At 63.1% G+C, this 19,496-nt stretch carries 22 protein-coding genes and 1 tRNA gene; 12 read left to right on the top strand and 11 right to left on the bottom strand.

Features of this window, described 5'->3' with window-relative positions; translation table 11 throughout:
- From pheS to infC, 4 genes are all read right to left on the bottom strand, one after another.
- Positions 1-864 (bottom strand): phenylalanine--tRNA ligase subunit alpha (pheS, locus tag P7F60_RS03665; protein ID WP_277916330.1); only part of this gene is annotated, 864 nt, incomplete at its 3' end.
- Between the two features lie 139 nt (positions 865-1,003).
- Positions 1,004-1,408, bottom strand: coding sequence for a 50S ribosomal protein L20 (rplT, locus tag P7F60_RS03660; RefSeq protein ID WP_277916329.1), 405 nt, complete (start codon positions 1,406-1,408; stop codon positions 1,004-1,006).
- Between the two features lie 41 nt (positions 1,409-1,449).
- A complete protein-coding gene (rpmI, locus tag P7F60_RS03655; RefSeq protein ID WP_277916328.1) occupies positions 1,450-1,653 on the bottom strand; it encodes a 50S ribosomal protein L35 in 204 nt (67 codons plus the stop codon).
- A 217-nt stretch (positions 1,654-1,870) separates the two neighbouring features.
- Positions 1,871-2,407 carry a translation initiation factor IF-3 gene (gene infC, locus P7F60_RS03650; protein WP_277916510.1) on the bottom strand — a complete coding sequence of 179 codons (537 nt, stop codon included), beginning with the start codon at positions 2,405-2,407 and terminating at the stop codon, positions 1,871-1,873.
- Positions 2,408-2,593: 186 nt separating this feature from the next.
- Between infC and P7F60_RS03645 the strand changes: the two genes are divergently transcribed.
- Both P7F60_RS03645 and P7F60_RS03640 read left to right on the top strand, forming a co-directional pair.
- Entirely contained in the window at positions 2,594-3,418 is an 825-nt protein-coding gene (locus P7F60_RS03645; RefSeq protein WP_277916327.1) for an alpha/beta hydrolase, read from the top strand.
- Between the two features lie 99 nt (positions 3,419-3,517).
- Positions 3,518-4,129: a transglutaminase-like cysteine peptidase gene (locus P7F60_RS03640; protein WP_277916509.1), complete on the top strand. Its 612-nt coding sequence runs from the start codon at positions 3,518-3,520 to the stop codon at positions 4,127-4,129.
- A gap of 66 nt (positions 4,130-4,195) precedes the next feature.
- On the opposite strand, the gene mbfA is transcribed toward P7F60_RS03640, so the two are convergent.
- The gene (gene mbfA, locus P7F60_RS03635) at positions 4,196-5,179 is read right to left on the bottom strand and encodes an iron exporter MbfA (protein ID WP_277916326.1); all 984 of its coding nucleotides are present in this window, start codon (positions 5,177-5,179) and stop codon (positions 4,196-4,198) included.
- Between the two features lie 112 nt (positions 5,180-5,291).
- Here mbfA and P7F60_RS03630 point away from each other — a divergent pair, with 112 nt between their 5' ends.
- Positions 5,292-5,759 (top strand): truncated hemoglobin, encoded by a 468-nt coding sequence (locus P7F60_RS03630; protein ID WP_277916325.1) that lies wholly within the window; start codon positions 5,292-5,294, stop codon positions 5,757-5,759.
- A gap of 34 nt (positions 5,760-5,793) precedes the next feature.
- Here the strand turns inward: P7F60_RS03630 and lepA are convergent, their stop codons facing one another.
- Entirely contained in the window at positions 5,794-7,620 is a 1,827-nt protein-coding gene (gene lepA / locus P7F60_RS03625; protein ID WP_277916324.1) for a translation elongation factor 4, read from the bottom strand.
- 84 nt (positions 7,621-7,704) lie between these two features.
- Positions 7,705-8,301: a GNAT family N-acetyltransferase gene (locus tag P7F60_RS03620; protein ID WP_277916323.1), complete on the bottom strand. Its 597-nt coding sequence runs from the start codon at positions 8,299-8,301 to the stop codon at positions 7,705-7,707.
- Between the two features lie 129 nt (positions 8,302-8,430).
- Between P7F60_RS03620 and P7F60_RS03615 the strand changes: the two genes are divergently transcribed.
- The 6 genes from P7F60_RS03615 (at position 8,431) to P7F60_RS03590 (ending at position 12,901) form a co-directional block, all read left to right on the top strand.
- On the top strand, positions 8,431-8,829 hold the full coding sequence (locus P7F60_RS03615) for a ketosteroid isomerase-related protein (protein ID WP_277916322.1): 399 nt from the start codon (positions 8,431-8,433) through the stop codon (positions 8,827-8,829).
- An 87-nt stretch (positions 8,830-8,916) separates the two neighbouring features.
- The gene (locus tag P7F60_RS03610; protein WP_277916508.1) at positions 8,917-9,498 is read left to right on the top strand and encodes an XRE family transcriptional regulator; all 582 of its coding nucleotides are present in this window, start codon (positions 8,917-8,919) and stop codon (positions 9,496-9,498) included.
- Between the two features lie 15 nt (positions 9,499-9,513).
- A complete protein-coding gene (locus tag P7F60_RS03605; RefSeq protein ID WP_277916321.1) occupies positions 9,514-10,032 on the top strand; it encodes a GNAT family N-acetyltransferase in 519 nt (172 codons plus the stop codon).
- Between the two features lie 88 nt (positions 10,033-10,120).
- Positions 10,121-11,146 (top strand): histone deacetylase family protein, encoded by a 1,026-nt coding sequence (locus tag P7F60_RS03600; protein WP_277916320.1) that lies wholly within the window; start codon positions 10,121-10,123, stop codon positions 11,144-11,146.
- Positions 11,147-11,378: 232 nt separating this feature from the next.
- Positions 11,379-12,191, top strand: a complete 813-nt coding sequence (locus P7F60_RS03595; RefSeq protein ID WP_277916507.1) for an EamA family transporter — start codon at positions 11,379-11,381, stop codon at positions 12,189-12,191.
- A 68-nt stretch (positions 12,192-12,259) separates the two neighbouring features.
- A complete protein-coding gene (locus P7F60_RS03590) occupies positions 12,260-12,901 on the top strand; it encodes a hypothetical protein (RefSeq protein WP_277916319.1) in 642 nt (213 codons plus the stop codon).
- Here P7F60_RS03590 and P7F60_RS03585 read toward each other — a convergent pair.
- From P7F60_RS03585 to ggt, 3 genes are all read right to left on the bottom strand, one after another.
- Complete coding sequence (locus tag P7F60_RS03585) at positions 12,876-13,184, bottom strand: hypothetical protein (RefSeq protein ID WP_277916318.1); 309 nt, start codon at positions 13,182-13,184, stop codon at positions 12,876-12,878. The genes P7F60_RS03590 and P7F60_RS03585 overlap by 26 nt on opposite strands.
- Positions 13,185-13,283: 99 nt before the next feature.
- A complete protein-coding gene (locus P7F60_RS03580) occupies positions 13,284-13,763 on the bottom strand; it encodes a DUF2938 domain-containing protein (protein WP_277916317.1) in 480 nt (159 codons plus the stop codon).
- A 24-nt stretch (positions 13,764-13,787) separates the two neighbouring features.
- Positions 13,788-15,371 carry a gamma-glutamyltransferase gene (ggt, locus tag P7F60_RS03575; protein WP_277916316.1) on the bottom strand — a complete coding sequence of 528 codons (1,584 nt, stop codon included), beginning with the start codon at positions 15,369-15,371 and terminating at the stop codon, positions 13,788-13,790.
- Between the two features lie 521 nt (positions 15,372-15,892).
- Here ggt and P7F60_RS03570 point away from each other — a divergent pair.
- A complete protein-coding gene (locus P7F60_RS03570; protein WP_277916315.1) occupies positions 15,893-17,473 on the top strand; it encodes a globin-coupled sensor protein in 1,581 nt (526 codons plus the stop codon).
- Between the two features lie 112 nt (positions 17,474-17,585).
- On the opposite strand, the gene P7F60_RS03565 is transcribed toward P7F60_RS03570, so the two are convergent.
- Positions 17,586-17,675, bottom strand: a tRNA-Ser gene (locus P7F60_RS03565).
- 204 nt (positions 17,676-17,879) lie between these two features.
- Between P7F60_RS03565 and P7F60_RS03560 the strand changes: the two genes are divergently transcribed.
- Together P7F60_RS03560 and P7F60_RS03555 are read left to right on the top strand one after the other, a co-directional pair.
- Positions 17,880-18,197 carry a hypothetical protein gene (locus P7F60_RS03560; protein ID WP_277916314.1) on the top strand — a complete coding sequence of 106 codons (318 nt, stop codon included), beginning with the start codon at positions 17,880-17,882 and terminating at the stop codon, positions 18,195-18,197.
- A gap of 255 nt (positions 18,198-18,452) precedes the next feature.
- Positions 18,453-19,445, top strand: coding sequence for a BMP family ABC transporter substrate-binding protein (locus tag P7F60_RS03555; RefSeq protein WP_277916313.1), 993 nt, complete (start codon positions 18,453-18,455; stop codon positions 19,443-19,445).
- The last annotated feature ends 51 nt before the right edge of the window (positions 19,446-19,496 follow it).

The raw sequence follows: 19,496 nt of genomic DNA, 5'->3' as shown, positions 1-19,496 counted from the left end.
GAGGATCTCCATCCAGTCCGTGCCTTCGCCGAACTTGACGATCGGGCCGGAGCGGTCGCACTGGATATCGACCTCGAAGGACGGCTCGGTGAACGGGAAGAAGGATGGGCGGAAACGCATGGTCACCGAGGGCACTTCGAAGAAGGCCTTGCAGAATTCCTCCAGAACCCAGCGCAGATGGCCGACGGTCGCGGTCTTGTCGACCACCAGCCCCTCGACCTGATGGAACATCGGCGAATGGGTGGCGTCGGAATCCTGGCGATAGGTCTTGCCGGGAATGATGATGCGGATCGGCGGCTTCTGCGCCTCCATGGTGCGGATCTGCACCGGCGAGGTATGGGTGCGCAACAGCTTGCGCGCGCCGGTCTCGTCGGCGTTGAAGAAGAAGGTGTCGTGCATCTCGCGGGCCGGATGGCCCTCGGGGAAGTTCAGCGCCGTGAAATTGTAATAGTCGGTCTCGACGTCAGGGCCTTCGGCGATGGAGAAACCCATGTCGCCGAAGATGGCGGTGATCTCGTCAACGATCTGGCTGATCGGATGGATGCGGCCGCGCTCGGCCGGCGAGGTGCGCACCGGCAGGCTGACATCGACGGTCTCGGCTTCGAGGCGGGCGGCGATGGCGGCTTCCTTCAGCGCGCCCTTGCGTGCGGCGATAGCTTCCGTGATCTCGGTCTTCAACGCGTTGATGGCGGCGCCGCGCGTCTGACGCTCCTCCGGCGACATGGCGCCGAGCGTCTTCAGGAGGTCGGAGACGGAGCCCTTCTTGCCGAGGGCGCCGACGCGGACGGCCTCGATCGCCGCTTCGTCGCTGCTTTCGGCAATCTCCGCCAGAAGCGAGGTTTTCAGGTTTTCCAGATCGGACATTGTCATTTCCGTTCGATTTTTGGCGGGATCGGGAGGCGGAGCATTTCCAGTGAAAGCAAGCCAAAGAAAAACCCGCGCCAGCCCAAACCAGCGCGGGTTTCCCGAATTCAATCAGCGTGTGAGCCGTGGGAAGCGCTGGTTAACGAACCGCGCTTTCAAACTCGTTGGCCGTACCGGCATCCTTGAGATAGGCGAGCGCCTGCTTGGAAGCGTCGACGAGGGCGCCGAAGGCCGCCGGCTCATGGATGGCCATGTCGGAGAGAACCTTGCGGTCGACTTCGATGCCGGCCTTGTTGAGGCCGTCGATGAAGCGGCCGTAGGTCAGGCCGAATTCGCGCACGGCGGCATTGATGCGCTGGATCCACAGGGCGCGGAAGTTGCGCTTCTTGGCGCGGCGGTCGCGCGTCGCGAACTGGCGCGAACGGTCGACGGCAGCTTTGGCGGCGCGGATGGTGTTCTTGCGACGGCCATAAAAGCCCTTGGCGGCCTTCAGCGTCTTCTTGTGCTTGGCATGGGCGGTAACGCCGCGTTTTACACGTGCCATATCATGATCTCCTTACAAACTGTTCCGATATGCCTGAAGTCTCAGAGACCGTTCGGCAGATAGTTCTTGATGACCTTCTTGCCATCGGGCTCGGCCAGAACCATCGTGCCGCGGGCATCGCGGATGAACTTGTTCGTACGCTTGATCATGCCGTGGCGCTTGCCGGCGGCGGCAGCCAGGACCTTGCCGGTCGCGGTGATCTTGAACCGCTTCTTGGCGGCAGACTTCGTCTTCATCTTGGGCATTTTGCTACTCCGTTGTTTTTAATCGAGCCGGCTGACGAGGCCGAAACTCAAGCATAAGAACGGCCACGGCATGCCCTGCCGGACCGTTCGGACGGGCGCTTATAACCGCGCTTGCCCGAAAGTTCAACCGGTCCGGCCAAGGAATCTTGAATGTGGGACCGGAAAACAAAAAGCCGCCCCGAGGGACGGCTTCGTCATGCGCCGGCGAAGCGGAAAATCACTTCGGCGCGAGCACCATCATCATCTGGCGTCCCTCGAGCTTCGGCTCGGCTTCCACCTTGGCGATGCCAAGCGTGTCTTCCTTGACCTGAAGCAGGAGCTTGAGGCCGAGTTCCTGGTGGGCCATTTCGCGGCCGCGGAACTTCAGCGTCACCTTGACCTTGTCGCCCTCTTCGAAGAAGCGGTTCATGGCCTTCATCTTCACCTCATAATCATGGGTGTCGATGTTCGGGCGCATCTTGATTTCCTTGACCTCGACGATCTTCTGCTTCTTGCGCGCTTCGGCCGCTTTCTTCTGCGTCGAATACTTCAGCTTGCCGAGATCGAGGATCTTGCAGACAGGCGGTTCTGCGTTGGGAGAGATCTCCACGAGATCGAGACCCGCCTCTTCCGCCATCTTCATGGCCTGGTCAGTCGGCATCACACCGAGATTCTGGCCTTCGGCATCGATGAGCTGGACTCGCGGGATACGGATTTCCCTGTTGGCGCGCGGCCCCTCTCTCACGGGGGCATCGGCTTTGAAAGGTCTGCGAATGGTCGTATTCTCCGGTTTATAGGGTCGAAATGCGGCGGCCCAAACGGCCTGTCAACGCAGTTCGACGCCAATGTCTTGATTGCCACGGGCAAGTCAATAGCACGCTTTCACGAAAAATACACCTGCTGTAAGGCTGTGCGACCCTTCGTTTTTGCAGTGATTCATGCCTCGTTTCGGGAGTTATATATGTCGGAAGCTCATTTCCTGCCAGATGTGACGGTTCTTTCTGTCGGTGAAGGCGATTCGCGGCGCGATATCGCCATGCGCCTGCGCGCCGCGACCACAGATGGCGCGCCACTGGCGCTCGTCTGGCTCTCCGGTTACCGCTCCGACATGGAGGGCACCAAGGCGGTGGAGATGGACGCCTATGCTGCCGAAAACGGACTTGCCGCCATCCGCTTCGATTATTCCGGGCACGGCCGCTCCGGCGGCGCCTTCACCGACGGCACCATCAGCCGCTGGCTGGAAGAGGCGCTGGCCGTGGTGCGCCATGCCGCGCCCGAACGGGTCGTGTTGGTCGGCTCATCGATGGGGGGCTGGATTGCGCTGCGCCTGTTGCAGGAACTGGGCAAGGCTGCGGGCGACGCGCAAGTCGCCGGCATGGTGCTGATCGCGCCCGCGCCCGACTTCACCGCCGAGCTGATCGAGCCCAATCTCGGCGATGCCGAAAAGGCCTCGCTCGCCGAGCGCGGCTTTTTCGAGGAGCATTCCGAATACAGTCCCGAGCCGAATATCTTCACCCGGGCGCTGATCGAGGATGGGCGTGCCAACCGCGTGCTGCAGGGCATCATCGAGACCGGCTGCCCGGTGCATATCCTTCAGGGGATGCAGGATGCCGACGTGCCCTATGCGCATGCGCTGAAGCTGGTCGAACACCTGCCGGCGGCAGACGTGGTGCTGACCCTGATCCGCGACGGCGATCATCGCCTGTCGCGCCCTCAGGACATCGAGCGTCTGCTGGGCGCCATTGCCGAAGTCGTTAACGCCGGGACGCCAGGCGTTGCAAATTAACCATATCCGTTGATGTTTCGCGTTAACGTTTTGGTAATGATTGACATCCGCCCCCTCGAAATCTTAACGTTTGCTTAACGTTTCGAGGGGCGACGCATGATGGTTGTTCAGAGTATCCGGGGGCTGGTCGTGGCATGTGTCGCCATCTTCGCCTCCACGACGATTGCGGTCACCGCCCCGGCGCAGAACGCATCCATGGTGACCGGCGGCGTCACCTCCCAGCCGATCGGCCACTACGAATTCTGCCAGCGCCATCCCGACGAATGCAAGATCCGCACGCGCCCCGCTGCAGCGCCGCGCATCACCGAATATGGCTGGACCCTGGTGCGCAAGATCAACATGGAGGTCAACAAGGCGATCACGCCGATGACCGACCAGGAGATCTATGGCCGCGACGAATATTGGGAATACCCTGTAGATGCCGGCGATTGCGAGGACTTCGTGCTGCTCAAGCGCCGGAAGCTGATGGAACAGGGCTTTTCGGCCTCCGACCTGCTGATCACCGTGGTGCGCAAGCCCGACGGCGAAGGCCATGCGGTGCTGACGCTGCGCACCTCCGAAGGCGACTTCGTGCTCGACAATCTCGAAAACGACGTCAAGCCGTGGTACGAAACCCACTACACTTTCCTCAAGCGCCAGGCGACCTTCGACACCGGCCGCTGGGTGACCATCGAGAACGGCAAGGACGTCATGGTCGGCGCGCTGCAATAAGTACTTTTATTTCAGGGATTTCATGGGGCGCGCGAGCGCCCCTTTTTTTGTTCAGCCCTCTCCTGTTCAGCCATTGCCGATCAGGATACCGGCCGCCAGCACCAGCGAGCCACCCAGCACCACCTGGAACGCCGCGCGCAAGAACGGTGTTTCCATGTAGCGGTTCTGAATGAAGGCGATGACCCAGAGTTCGACGAAGACGACCACGGCGGCGATCGCCGTCGCCGTCCAGAAATGCGGGATCAGATAGGGCAGGGCATGGCCGAGGCCGCCGAGCGCGGTCATGATGCCCGAGGCGAGGCCGCGCCGGATCGGCGAGCCGCGGCCGGAAAGCTTGCCGTCGTCATGGGCGGCTTCCGTGAACCCCATGGAGATGCCGGCGCCGACCGAGGCGGAGAGGCCGATCAGAAACGTCTGCCAGGTATCTTGCGTGGCGAAGGCGGCGGCGAAGATCGGCGCCAGCGTCGAGACCGAGCCGTCCATCAGCCCGGCCAGGCCCGGTTGCACATAGGTCAGCAGGAATTGCCGCCGCGCCGTCTCGTCCTCCTCGGCCTTGACGTCCTCGGGCGTGTGCCGGTCGCCCAGCATCCGCGCCACATCCTCATGGCCCTCCTCCGCCACCGCGAGATCGCCCAGAAGTTTTCGCGTCGCCGCATCCGAAGTCATGGCGACTGCCTCGCGATAGAAGCGGGCCGCCGTTTCCTCCATGCGCTCGGCTTCGTCGCGAATCTGCTCCAGCGACTGGTTCTGGCGCAGCCAGTCCGGCTTGCGTTCGTAGAAGCCGCGCACATGCTCGCGGCGGATCAGCGGAATACGCTCGCCGAAGCGCTGGCGATGCATGTCGATCAGCATGTTGCGATGGGTATGTTCGACCTCGGCCATGTCTTCGAACACCTTTGCGGATTGCGGATATTGCGTTCGCAACTGGTCGGCATAGGCGAGGTAGATGCGCGCGTCGTCCTCCTCGGAGGAGATCGCCAGTGCCAGGATCTCCTGCTCGGACAGGGAGGAAAACGGGCGTCTGGCGCCGGAAAACAGCCGGATGGGCATGGTGTCGCTCCAATTTAGAATAATTCTAAATTATGGTCGACGCCGCGCGGCGTCAAGCCGCATTTGACCTGACTGGCGGTCGGTGCGACAAAGAAGGGCAAAAGGACAGGACATGACCATCGAACTCAGCGGCCGAGCCGCCCATTTCGACGAGATGCGCCAGCGCGCCGAGCGCGACATGGCCGAAATCGGCGTCGACGCCGCCTTCATCGACACCCTCGTGGAAACCTTCTACCGTCGCATCCAGGCGCATCCGACGCTGGGGCCCGTCTTCGACGCGCGCCTTGCCGGCCGCTGGCCGGAGCATATGGACAAGATGAAACGCTTCTGGTCGGCCATCGCCTTCAAGAACGGCGCCTATGGCGGCAAGCCGGTCCAGGCCCATCTCGGCGTCCAGAACATGACACCGGAGCTTTTCCCGCAATGGCTGGAGCTGTTTTCGCAGACCCTCACCGAGATCGCCCCGGGCAAGGCCGCCCATGACTGGTTCATGGCGACCGCCGAACGCATCGCCAAAAGCCTGACGCTGTCGCTGTTCTACAATCCGGCGCTCGACGATCCGACGCGCAAGACGATGTAAAAAGCAAACGCCGGCTTTCGCCGGCGTTTTTGTTTTATTCGTCGCTCATCTTCAGCGCTGCGATAAACGCTTCCTGGGGAATTTCGACCTTGCCGAACTGACGCATCCGCTTCTTGCCTTCCTTCTGCTTTTCCAGCAGCTTGCGCTTGCGGGTGGCGTCGCCGCCGTAGCACTTGGCGGTCACGTCCTTGCGCAGCGCCCGCACGGTCTCGCGGGCGATGACCTTGCCGCCGATGGCGGCCTGGATCGGGATCTGGAACATGTGAGGCGGAATCAGTTCCTTCAGCTTTTCGCACATGGTGCGGCCGCGCCGCTCGGCGGCGGAGCGGTGGACCAGCATCGACAGCGCATCGACCGGCTCGCCATTGACGAGGATCGACAGCTTGACGAGATCGCTCTCGCGGTAATCGGCCAGATGATAGTCGAAGGAGGCGTAGCCCTTGGAGATCGACTTCAGGCGGTCATAGAAATCGAACACCACTTCGTTGAGCGGCAGCTCATAGGTCAGCATGGCGCGGCTGCCGACATAGGTGAGTTCGGTCTGGATGCCGCGGCGCTCCTGGCAGAGCTTGAGGATGCCGCCGAGATAGTCGTCCGGCGTCAGGATCGTCGCCTTGATCCACGGCTCGCGGAATTCCTTGATCTTGACCACATCCGGCATGTCGGCCGGATTGTGCAGCTCCTTCTCGCTGCCGTCGGTCAGCGTCATCTGGTAGACGACGGAAGGCGCGGTGGCGATCAGGTCGAGGTCGAATTCGCGGCTCAGCCGCTCCTGGATAATTTCCAGATGCAGCAGGCCAAGGAAGCCGCAGCGGAAGCCGAAGCCCAGCGCCGCCGAGCTTTCCATTTCATAGGAGAAGGAGGCGTCGTTGAGGCGCAGCTTGCCGACGGCGGCGCGCAGCTCCTCGAAATCGGCGGCATCGACCGGGAACAATCCGCAGAACACCACCGGCTGCGCCGGCTTGAAGCCCGGCAGGGCTTCGGCGGTCGGGCGGCGCTCGTCGGTGATGGTGTCGCCGACACGGGTATCGGCGACTTCCTTGATCGAGGCGGTGATGAAGCCGATCTCGCCGGGGCCGAGGCTGTCGACATTGACCATCTTCGGCGTCAGCACGCCGACACGTTCGACCTGATATTTCGCGCCGGTGCCCATCATGCGGATGGTCTGGCCCTTGGAAAGCACGCCGTCGAGGATGCGCACCAGAACCATGACGCCGAGATAGGTGTCGTACCAGCTATCGACCAGCAGCGCCTTGAGCGGCGCATCCGCGCCGCCCTCGCTTTTCGGCGCCGGCAGGCGCTCGACGATGGCTTCCAGCACGTCGGGAATGCCAAGGCCGGTCTTTGCCGAGATCAGCACCGCGTCGGAGGCGTCGATGCCGATGACCTCCTCGATCTGCTCCTTGATGCGGTCGGGCTCGGCCGCCGGCAGGTCGATCTTGTTGAGGACGGTGACCAGCTCGTGATTGTTGTCGATCGCCTGGTAGACATTGGCGAGCGTCTGGGCTTCGACCCCCTGCGACGCGTCGACCACCAGCAGCGAGCCTTCGCAGGCCGACAGCGAGCGCGAGACTTCATAGGCGAAGTCGACATGGCCGGGCGTGTCGATGAGGTTCAGCACATAGGTCTCGCCGTTCTTCGCCTTGTAGTGCAGGCGCACGGTCTGGGCCTTGATGGTGATGCCGCGCTCGCGCTCGATCTCCATGTTGTCGAGCACCTGCTCGCTCATCTCGCGGTCGGCAAGACCGCCGGTCGACTGGATCAGGCGGTCGGCCAGCGTCGACTTGCCGTGGTCGATATGGGCCACGATCGAGAAGTTGCGGATATGGTCAAGCGGCGTGCGGGTCGAATTTGTGCTCATGGCTGCGCCATATAGCAGCGGCCAAAGCCCCCGCCTAGCCGGAACTTCGTCGCAAATCGCATAAAATGCTACGTTTTGCCCGGATCAGCCGGCGCGCAGATCGCGGATCCAGAAGGACATCGGCTTGGGGCTCTCTTCCGCTTCGTCAAGATCGCGCCAGGTGAAGGCGGTGCGCAACTCGGGAACGGCGCGATAGCCGCGCTTCGTCCAGAAGGCGTCGAGGGGCACATAATCCGCAGGCCGGCGCGGGTGATCGCCCGGGCGCTCGACGGCGCAGAAGGTACAGAGATCGAGACCCAGCGCCTTGGCCTGCGCCTCGCGCCCGGCGAAGAAGGCGACGCCGACGCCCCGGCCACGATATTGCGGCAAGAGCACGCTTTCGCCGAAATAGAAGAACAGTCGCGGGTCGAGCCCGGCAGCGAGGAAGGGCGCTTTCACCTCGGCCGTCTCTCCCGCCAACGGCGTGCCGGTTGCCGCTCCCACCACGGTGTCGCCGTCGAAGGCGAGCACGAAAACCGAGCCTTCCGAGCGGGCATAGGTGGATAGATAGCCGCGCTCATAGGCAGGGTCGCCGTCGTAAAGATACGGGAAGGCGCGAAAGACGCTGATTCTCAGCCGCGCCAGGTCGTCGACATAGGGGGCGGCGTCCACGCCGGAAAAGGATTTGATTTTCAGGGCCATGAGGATTTTCACATCGGTCGGCTTTGGTTATACCCATGCCGTCGATTTGAGCAAGCATCACGCGTGTCCGGGAAGTGGGAACCGGTTTTCCGTCCGGACATGCGTCAGAACGAGGAGAGGGAGACCAGCATGACCGCCACCGAAACCATTCGCGCCTATTACGACGCCTTCAATGCGGGGGACATGGACGCCTTCCTGGCCCTGCTCACCGACGATGTCGAGCACGACATCAACCAGGGCGAACGCCAGACCGGCAAGGCTGCCTTCGCAAAGTTCATGGACCACATGAACCGCTGCTATAAGGAAACCCTGACCGACATGGTGATCATGGGCGCAGGCGACACGCGGGGTGCTGCCGAATTCATCGTCAACGGCCAGTATCTCGCCACCGACGAGGGCCTGCCGGAAGCCAAGGGTCAGACCTACAAGCTGCCCGCCGGTGCCTTCTTCGAGCTGCGCGACGGCAAGGTCGCCCGCATCACCAACTACTACAACCTCAACGACTGGATCGCTCAGGTCAACGCCTGAGCTTTTCGCGTCGTATGAACGAGAAGGCGGCCGCGTGCCGCCTTTTTCAGAATACTTGACTCCATTATAAGATCATTTAATTCTTGGATAATGGAAAATGCGGACGAAACATTCGAAAAAAATGTCGGGGAGCGCATCCGCCGCCTGCGGATCGAGCAAGCGCTGACGCTCGACCAGTTGGCCGATCGCTCCGGCGTCAGCCGGGCGATGATTTCGCGCGTCGAGCGCGGCGAGGCCAATCCGACAGCGGCGCTGCTGGCGCGGCTGTGTTCGGCGCTGAACATGACGCTGTCGGTGTTCTTTGCCGAGTCGCAGCCGGAGGTCTCGCCGCTCGCCCGTCGCGCCGCCCAGCCGGTCTGGCGCGATCCGGAAAGCGGTTATCTGCGCCGCGTGGTCGGCCCGCCCAGGGTTGGCGCACGGGTCGATCTGGTCGAGGTGGAGTTTCCGCCGGGCGCAGAAGTCCTGTTTCCGGGCCGCCAGACCAACCGAAATCAATGGCAGCATGTCTGGCTGTTCGAGGGCGTCATGGAATTGACGGTCGGCGAGACGGTCCATCGGCTGGAAGCCGGCGATTGCCTGTTCATGACCGTCTGCGACGTCAAGGCGTTTCGAAACCCGGGCAAAATGCCCGCCCGTTATGCCGTGGTCATCGACCCCGGCCCCCGCTAACCCGGAGATTTGTGCATGCCCGTCGTCCGCCTTCTCGATGAGAGCCAGACCCTCGATGTCTTGGCCGATCTCAACGCCATCCTCGCCGATTGCGTCGAGGGCGGTGCGTCGGTGGGCTTCATGTCGCCATTTTCGCCTGCCGATGCCGAACCGTTCTGGCGTGGCGTGGCGGCGGCGGTCGGGCGCGGCGAGGTGCTGCTGTTCGTCGCCGAGGTCGAGGGCCGCGTGGTCGGCACGGTGCAGATCGGTTTCGCGCTGAAGCCGAACCAGCCGCACCGCGCCGATCTGATGAAGCTGCTGGTGCATCGCGATGCCCGCGGGCGCGGCCTGTCGAAACGCCTGATGCAGGCCGCCGAAACCGAGGCGGCGCGGCGCGGGCGCAACCTGCTGGTGCTCGACACCGCCACCGGCGAGCCGGCGGAGGCGCTTTACGAAAAGCTCGGCTGGCAGCGCTCCGGCGTCATCCCCGACTATGCCCTGTTCCCGGATGGCCGCTCTTGCGACACCACCGTTTTTTACAAGCGGATCGGCTGATCGCCGGCTTGCGTCCCGATTGAAAAGGACGCTAGGTTGATTTGATCAAATTTCCGGATTTTCTTTCAGCGATCAGGACGGGGAAGATATGCGTGTCATCTATTCCGAAGACCATAAATTGCGGGATGCCAAGACCGAGCTGCATGGCGGCCTGCTGGTAAAACCCTTCGAAGGCCCGTTTCGAGCCGAATGGATCCTGCAGGCCGTCGTGGAGGAAGGCTTTGCCGATGTGGTCGCGCCGCAATCCTACGGGCTGGAAACGGCTGAGAAGGTGCATGACAGTGACTACCTGTCCTTTCTCGAAACCGTCTGGGACCGCTGGGTGGCGGAAGGTTATGAAGGCGAGGTGATCCCCACCGCCATTCCCTATCGTCGCGCCCGCCAGGTCAAGCCGCGCGCCATCGACGGCCTTGTCGGCTATTATGCCAACGCCATCGAGACCGCGATCACGCAGGGAACCTACAAGGCGGCGATCTCCTCGATGAATGTGGCGCTGACTGGCGTTGACTGGATCAATGCCGGCAATCGCTTCTGCTTTTCGCTCTGCCGCCCGCCGGGCCACCATGCCGGCATCGATCTCTATGGCGGCTATTGCTTTATCAACAATGCCGCCGTCGCCGCCCAGCGTTTCCTCGATCACGGCGCGAAGAAGGTCGCGATCCTCGATGTCGATTTCCACCACGGCAACGGCACGCAGGATATTTTCTACCGGCGCGGCGACGTGCTGTTCGCCTCGCTGCATGGCGATCCCGCCGATGCCTTCCCCTATTACCTCGGCTTTGCCGACGAAAAGGGCGAGGGCGCCGGCGAGGGTTCCAATCACAACTATCCGATGCTGCCAGGCACCGCCTGGGATGTCTGGTCGCAGGCGCTCGACGATTCGCTGGCGAAGATCAAGGCTTTCGGCGCCGAGGTGATCGTGCTGTCGCTGGGCATCGATACCTTCGAGCGCGACGCCATCTCCTTCTTCAAACTGAAGACGCCGGATTACATCACCATGGGCGAGAAGATCGCCAAGGCCGGCCTGCCGGTTCTGGTCTGCCTCGAAGGCGGTTACGGCGTCCAGGAGATCGGCATCAACACCGCCAACGTGCTGAAGGGGCTGGAAGCCTGAGCCTTGTCCGACATGAAGCGGTATGGCTTCGGCGCCGGACAAGGCGGCAGGAACAGAGTCAGGGCGTGCGCGCGATTTGAGGAAAAGCGAAACCGCTCCGGCCCGTCCTGTGCGCTGACGCGGGGAGGGCGCGGATAGGTTTGTGTCCGCGCGGTCGGTGTTTGGGAGAGATGTTTTGGAAAATGCGGAAAGCGGCGCGCCCGTGAGAAACGGTCTCGCACTCGGTGCGCTCATGTGCCTGACATCCATGGTGTCGATCCAGTTCGGCGTCGCCTTGTCGGCGCCGGCAATCGCGTTGCATGGGCCGATGGGCACCGCCTGGCTGCGGCTGGCCTTCGCGTCCGCGATGCTGCTCGTGCTGGTTCGGCCGAGATTCCACCGCTACAGCCGTCGCCAATGGACGATGGCGCTGGCGCTCGGCGCGACGACGACGGTGATGAATATCTGCCTCTTCTCCGCCATGCAGCGCATTCCGCTCGGGCTCGCCGTCGCCATCGATTTTCTCGGGCCGCTGGCGGTCGCGACGCTCGGCTATGGTCTCGGCTGGCGTCTGGCATGGCCGCTTCTGGCCGGCGCCGGGGTGCTGCTTTTGTCCTATGACGGCGCAGGCTGGGTCGGAAACCTGCCGGGCGTACTGTTCGCCGGCGGCGCGGCGGTGTGCTGGGCGACCTATATTCTCCTGACCAAGAAGGTCGGCGCCGCTTTCGAAGGGCTGGACGGGCTGGCGATGTCGCTGGCGGCCGCCGCGCTGGTCGCAACGCCCTTCGGCCTCGTCCAGGGGTTGTCGGGATTGACGCTCGAAGGTGTGGCGGCGATGGTCGGCATCGCCATCCTCGTGCCGCTGATGCCCTATGCACTGGAAATGATCGCGCTCCGCCGCATGCCGACTTCCGCCTTCGGCATATTGATGAGCCTCGAGCCCGCCTTCGGGGCGTTGGCCGGCTTTCTCATCCTCGCCCAGCCGATGACCGCCTCGCAGATGACCGGCATGGTGCTGGTGGTCGCCGCCAGCATCGGTGCGACGGCGTCGGGACGTGGCGAATAGCAGCCGGTTTCGGGTGGCGCGCGGCTGTCGCGCGCTGCTATCCTGACGCCGGCCGGGGAGGGGCGAGGATGAAGAAACCGCAATCGATGCGTGGGCTGGAGGATCTCGGCCGGGTGCGGCTGTCGCCCAATTTCTTCCTGCGCGACTTCCTGTATTCGGAAATCGCCGTCATCCACGGTATACCCAACATTCCCGACGATCCCGATCTCGCCATCGCCGCCGGCCGGAAGCTCTGCGAGGAACTGTTGGAGCCGCTGCAGGCGACATTAGGGCGCATCGCCATCCGCTCCGCCTATCGCAATGCCGCCGTCAACGAATTCGGCAACCGCAACGGCCTGAACTGCGCCTCCAATGCCGCAAGCGCCGCCGACCACATCTGGGACCGGCGCGACGCCGAAGGTTTCATGGGCGCGACGGCGACGGTCGCCATCCCGTGCGTGTGGGACCGCCGACACGAGATCGGCGGCTGGCAGGCGCTCGCCTGGTGGATCCACGATCACCTGCCCTATGCTTCGCTCTGCTTCTTCCCGAAGCTCTGGGCCTTCAACATCCAGTGGCACGAGCGCCCGCGCCGCACGATCCGCAGCTATGCCGAACCGCGCGGCCTGCTCACCAAACCCGGCATGTCCAATCACGATGGCAGTCATGCCGCATTCTATGCCGGCTTCCCGATGCCCGGCTGCGTCAATGGCGGATCTGCTGGCGCGTGAGATCGGCGATCAGCGAGCGATAGTCGCGCACGATCGCCAGCGTCGCCCGCGCCACCACCGGTGACAGCGGCTCGTTGTGGCGGGCGGCGCGGCCGATGCGGAACACGCCCTGCATCTCGCTCGGGCTGACCTTGCCCGGAAAGCGGCGTGCGAAAATATTGGTCAGGGATGCTGTCCTATTATCCACTTTGCCCAGTTCTGCGGCACAGGCCGAAAGCAGGGCTTTCAGCTCGGCTTCGAGCGCCCGGGTGCTCCACGCTATTTCCTTGAGAGTATCGAGCATCGATTGTCCCCTCTTCGTCGTCAGTCGCGTCACGCGCATGATTATCCATGCAAGACTGGTGCCAGACTGAAGAGGCGGAGAAGGGTGCGGCGAAGCGGCTCACGCGAGAACGCGCGCCGTGCCATACATGCCGATGGCGAAGACGGTGTGGGCGGCGAGATTGAGGATGCGCGCCCGTGTCGGATCGGGCAGGCGCGAAGCGGCCCAGCCGATGCCGAGCCCCGGCTGCAGCAGGAACCAGCCGGCGGCGACCGTGAGGATGCCCCAGACGAAAGCCGGCAGGAAGGTCGGCGCCGCGAGCCAGCCCGAGCCCATGAACGCTGCCAGGAGGACGCCATAGAGGATGCCGACGGCATAATGCCCGATCCAGCCAAGCGCCAGCTCGTTGGCGAAGGGCTCGGCCTCGGCGATGGAATCGTGAAACACGCGGCCCTTCGGCAGATGCCAGAACCAGCGCCCCACCGGCGCCCAGTTCGGCAGATCATGGCCGAGAAGCTTGTGCAGCAGGATCGCCCAGAGATCCATCAGAACCGTGCCGCCGATGCCGATCAGAGCGCCGCGCCAGAGAATGTCAGCCATGCCCATTTCATAATACCCCAATGCTCAATACCCGAGCGCCAGCCCGTCCTTGCGATGGTCGGTCGCGCCGAGCAGCACGCCACGCCCATGGTCCATCCAGATCGCCTGGCAGGAGCCGAGCGGTTCGTCGGCCCACTCCACCTGGTGCCCGCGCTTTTCGAGATCCGCCTTGATCGCTTCGGAATAGGTGGTTTCCAGCGACAGCGTGCCCTCGAAGGCGAAGCTGCGCGGCAATTCGCTCGCCTCCTGCGGATCGAGGCCGCGATCGAGCATGGCCGAGAGCACATGAGCATGGCCGACCGCCTGGTATTGCCCGCCCATGACGCCGAACGGCATCACCGTCTTCCCGTCCTTCTGCAGCATGGCGGGGATGATGGTGTGGAACGGCCGCTTGCGTGGCGCGATCGCATTGGGGTGGCCGGATTTCAGCGAGAAGCCGAGGCCGCGATTGTGCAGGAGAACGCCGGAGCGCGGCGCATAGATGCCGCTGCCGAAGGCCCAGAAGACGGAATTGATCAGCGACATGGCATTGCCGTCGCCATCGACGACGCTGACATAGACGGTGTCGCGATGGTTCGGCAGATCCCAGTCGCCGGCGGCGCTTGCCTTGTCCATGCGGATACGGCCGCGCAGGGTGGCGATATGCGCATCGGAAAGCACGCTATCGACATCCGCGGTCATGTGCGCGGGATCGGCGAGGATGGCGTCGCGCTCGGCATAGGCCGCCTTGCTGGCCTCGGCGAGGATATGCACCCGGTCGGCTTCCGACAGCGAGGCATCCGAGAGATCGAAACCTTCGAGGATGCGGGCGATGATCAGCGCCGCCAGCCCCTGGCCGTTCGGCGGGCATTCGAGCAGCGTATGGCCGCGATAGCGGGCTGAGATCGGCGTGGTGAAGAAACTGGAGAATTCGGCGAAATCCTCCGCCGCATGCAGGCCGCCGGCCTCGCCCAGCACCGCGACCATCTCTTGGGCGATCGCGCCGGAATAAAAAGCTTCCGCCCCGCGTCCTGCAACGGCGCGCAGGGTCGCGCCGAGCGCCGGATTGGCCATGCGGTCGCCCACCTGCGGCACGCGCCCGCCCGGCAGATACTGCGCGGCGGCATGCGGATGTGCTCTGAGCGTCTCCTGGTAGCGCTCCCAGTCGAGATAGACGCGCGGCGTGATGCGATAGCCGTTTTCGGCATAGCCGATCGCCGCTTCCAGCACCCGGCCGAGATCGAGCCGGCCATGGGTATCGATCAGCCGGCACCAGGCATCGATGGCGCCGGGCACGGTGACGGAATGCGCCATGGTATCGGTGAATTCGCCGATGCCGCGTTCCTGGTAATAATCCAGCGACGCCTTGGCGGGCGCCCAGCCGGAGCCGTTCAGCGCCACGACCGGACCCGACGCCGGCGAATACAGCGCGAAGCAATCGCCGCCGATGCCGGTGGAGTGTGGATCGACCACGCATTGCACGGCCACCGCCGCCACCGCCGCATCGACCGCATTGCCGCCGGCACGCAATATATCGACCGCAGCCAGCGTCGCCGCCGGATGCGAGGTCGCCGCCATGCCATGTTCGGCAACGGCCACGGACCGGCTCGGCTGCATGAAGTCGCGCATGGATATCTCTCCAGATGATCGGAACGCCATCCTCCCGGATGAAGCTGTTCGCAGATAAGCGAACCGGGCGGGCCGGTGTCAAGGTGGGCAGCCCGTCTTTGCGTTCCCGGTGCCGATCGCATCATATGCAGCGTGTCGCGGGAAGTCGACATTTTCCATCGTACATCCCGATGCCGTCAACAAGTCGAACAGAAGTTGTTTCGGGTTGTGTCACGGAGCTTCTGCCATCCCGGACTATGGGAGTATTGATTTGAATCAAGTAAGCAAGAAAAATAGTGGTGTTTCTATCGGAAATAGAACGGCGAATATCGAAATAACGATGGATTTACGCTGGTTTTATTTTGTGTCTCGGTGCCGGTATCGCATCCTTAATCGATTGTTAAATCTGTTGCGCTAAATCTTGTACTGCCGGCCCGATGGGGCAGCGTAGCGAAGCCAGCCGGTATCCTGTTAACGCATGGGTCACGCATGCCGGTTTTCCCGCCCGGCCGCTGGCGGCCCAGCCACGGAACATGAGTACGATGCGCGACCAATCCTCCAAGACTGCCATGCTGAACGACAGGCTCGAATTCGTCGGTCTCGACGCCGCGCAGAAGGCGGCGCTCTCCGGTCAGAGCGAAATCATCGGTGCGTCGCTCGATGCTGCGCTGGATGCCTTTTACGCCCGGGCGAAAACGCATCCGGAAACCGCCCGCTTCTTTTCCAGCCAGGCCCATATCGAACATGCCAAGCAGCGGCAGATCGCCCATTGGAAGACGATCGCCTCGGCAAGGTTCGATGCGGCCTATATCGATGCCGTATCCACCGTCGGGCGCACCCATGCAAGGCTCGGGCTGGAGCCGCGCTGGTATATCGGCGGCTACGCGCTGATCATCGAGAACATCGTGCGCAGCATCATCACCAATGAGCTGAAGGGTTTTTTCACGCGCGGCAAATCCGAAAGGCTCGGCAATGACATTTCGGCCGTCATCAAGGCGGCGCTGGTCGACATGGATTATGCGATTTCCGTCTATCTCGACGTGCTGGCCGATGAGCGCGCCAAGGCGGAACTCCAGGGCGAGGCGCTGAAGCAGGAGCAGAACACGGCGCTCGCCGCCCTCGACCGCGCGCTCGGCACGCTTGCCTCCGGCGATCTGACGGCGACCATCGAAGACCGGCTTGCCGCCGATTTCGACGGGCTGAAGGAGAATTACAACGCCTCCGTCGCCAGCCTCGGCGCCGCCATGCGCGAGATCAGCCAGGCCGTGCATCTGGTCAACGGCCAGTCGCACGAGATTTCTGCCGCTACCAACGACATGGCCAGGCGCACCGAGCACCAGGCCTCGGCACTGGAGGAAACGGCATCCGCGCTGGAGGAAATCAGCACGATTTCCAGGGATGCCCAGACGCGCACCCGTGAGGTCCAGCAGATCGTCATGCAATCGGCGGCCGAAGCGGTCAAATCCGGCTCGGTTGTCGATGAGGCGGTGAAGGCGATGAGCGACATCGAGGATTCCTCGAAGCGCATGACCCAGATCATCGGCGTCATCGACGAGATCGCCTTCCAGACCAATCTTCTCGCGCTGAATGCCGGCGTCGAGGCTGCGCGTGCCGGTGAGCAGGGTAAGGGATTTGCAGTCGTGGCGCAGGAAGTGCGCGAACTGGCGCAACGCTCCGCCACCGCCGCCAAGGAAATCAAGGAACTGATCGGCCGCTCATCGGCGGATGTCGCGCGCGGCGTGCAACTCGTCCACGGCACCGGCGAGGCCTTGCGCAGCATCGGCGACCAGGTGCGCTCGATCAACGACCACATGGCCTCGATTGCGCGCTCGGCCGAGGAGCAGGCGGGCGGCATCGCCAACATCAACGCCGCCGTCGGCAATATGGACCTGATCACCCAGCAGAATGCCGCGATGGTCGAAGAATCGTCCGCCGCCACCGAAAAACTGTCGCAGGAGGCGCTGCGCCTCGCCGAACTGGTATCCGGCTTCAAGGTCGCCGGCCAGCCGCCGCAGCCTGCCGCCAGCTATCGCGAGTCGCCACGGCGCAAAGCGATGTCCCGCACCTCCGCCACCCGCGGCAATACCGCCATCGCCGCCCAGGAAAGCTGGCAGGAATTCTAATCGCGGCTGCCCAGCCCACTCCAACGGAGGACGATCTGGCGGTCCCGTCAAGTCCGGGAATGTCGCAAGGCAAAGAGAGGGGCCGATCGGAAAGGAGCCGAGGAAAACAGAATGGCGGACAGAGAGGGATTCGAACCCTCGGTACGCTTTCACGTACACACGCGTTCCAGGCGTGCGCCTTAAACCACTCGGCCACCTGTCCATCGTTTTTCCTGCGGGCGATTGCTTGCCGACGCAGCGGAACGGGCGGGGTATATACCGAGGTTCGCGCCGGGATCAACCGGTATTTCGCCGTTTTCGTCACCTTGCTGCAATATTCTTCGTAAAGCTTCGGATTGCTTCGCATTTTGCCGGCGTCTATCATGGTGGGGCGGATAGGAATCCGCTGGATGTGGGGAAGGATGACATGCGGTTTGTGTTGCGGTTGCTGAGCCTTCTGTCGCTCGTGCTGGCGGTCATTGCCGGGACGATCGATTCGATCCAGTCGGTCGCGGCCTCCTCCGTCGTGCTGACCTCCTTCGGCAGCGCCTGGCAGGACATGAGCGCCGGAACGCTGGCGGCCGCGCGCGCCTTCGTGGAAAAGCATCTCGGCCAAAAGTCCTGGGACGCGGTCTTCGGCTGGCTTCTGTTCCAGCCCGCCTTTGCCGTGCTGCTCGCGTTTTCGTTGCTGTTCTGGGTCGTCGCATACAAGCGGCGCAACCCTCTCGGCCCGTTTGCCGCCTGAAGGCTGTTTGCCCATAAATCACGCTTTATGCACGGTTTTTTCGGATAGCCGGGGCAGATTTCGGGCAATTTGCCGCCCTGCCGAGTTTTCTTGACCGCCCGAAAAATTTTTCGTGAAATTTTCCCCGGGCCATGCAAGGATGCCCGCAACCCGAGCCCCGCAGGGGCCGGCGTTCCGCAGACAGGTCCGGTTCGGGAAAGACCGGGCGTGCGGGAGGAACCCGAAGAAGATCAATAGCAACAACAGGGCTGCACAATGAAAAAAACCCTTCTCAGTCTCCTTGCCATGGCGGCCATGTCGACCACCGCGCTTGCGGCCGACATCAAGCCGGCGCTGGTCTATGGCACCGGCGGCAAGTTCGACAAGTCCTTCAACGAAGCCTCCTATAACGGCGCCGAAAAGTTCAAGAAGGAAACCGGGGTCGAGTATCGCGATTTCGAACCGACCGGCGACACCCAGGGCGAGCAGGCGATCCGAAACTTCGCCAGCCGTGGCTTCAATCCGGTGGTTGCGGTGTCGTTCGCCTGGACGTCGGCCATTGAAAAGGTCGCAGCCGAATTTCCCGACACCAAGTTCGTGATCGTCGACGCCGTCGTCGACAAGCCGAACGTCCGCTCTGTCGTCTACAAGGAAGAGGAAGGCTCCTATCTCGTCGGCGTCGCCGCGGCGATGGCGTCCAAGACCGGCAAGGTCGGCTTCGTCGGCGGCATGGATATCCCGCTGATCCGCAAGTTTGGCTGCGGCTACGAGCAGGGCGCGCGCGCGGCCAACCCCAAGATCGAGGTCTTCCAGAACATGACCGGCACCACGGGTGCCGCCTGGAACGATCCCGTCCGCGGTGGCGAACTGACCAAGAACCAGATCGACCAGGGCGCCGATGTCATCTATGCGGCAGCCGGCGCGACTGGCCTCGGCGTGCTGCAGACGGCCGCCGACAACAAGAAGTTCTCGATCGGCGTCGATTCCAACCAGAACTACCTGCATCCGGGCTCGGTCCTGACCTCGATGGTCAAGCGTGTCGATCTCGCGGTTTACAACGCCTTCAAGGATGCCAAGGACGACAAGTTCACCGGTGGCGTCCAGGCGCTCGGCGTCAAGGAAGATGGCGTGGGCTGGGCGCTGGACGAAAACAACAAGCCGGTGATCACGCCCGAAATCGAGAAGGCGGTCGACAAGGCCAAGGCCGATATCATTGCCGGCACGGTCAAGGTTCACGATTACATGAGCGACAATTCCTGCCCGAAGTGACAGGTCTTTGACGGGCGTGGGGCGGAATCTGTCCGCCGCACGCCCTTTTCG

Source organism: Rhizobium sp. YJ-22 (assembly GCF_029601685.1).
Taxonomy (GTDB): Bacteria; Pseudomonadota; Alphaproteobacteria; order Rhizobiales; family Rhizobiaceae; genus Metarhizobium.
The sequence above is the reverse complement of the archived record's forward strand: the minus strand, read 5'-3'. Positions and strand labels throughout refer to the sequence as shown.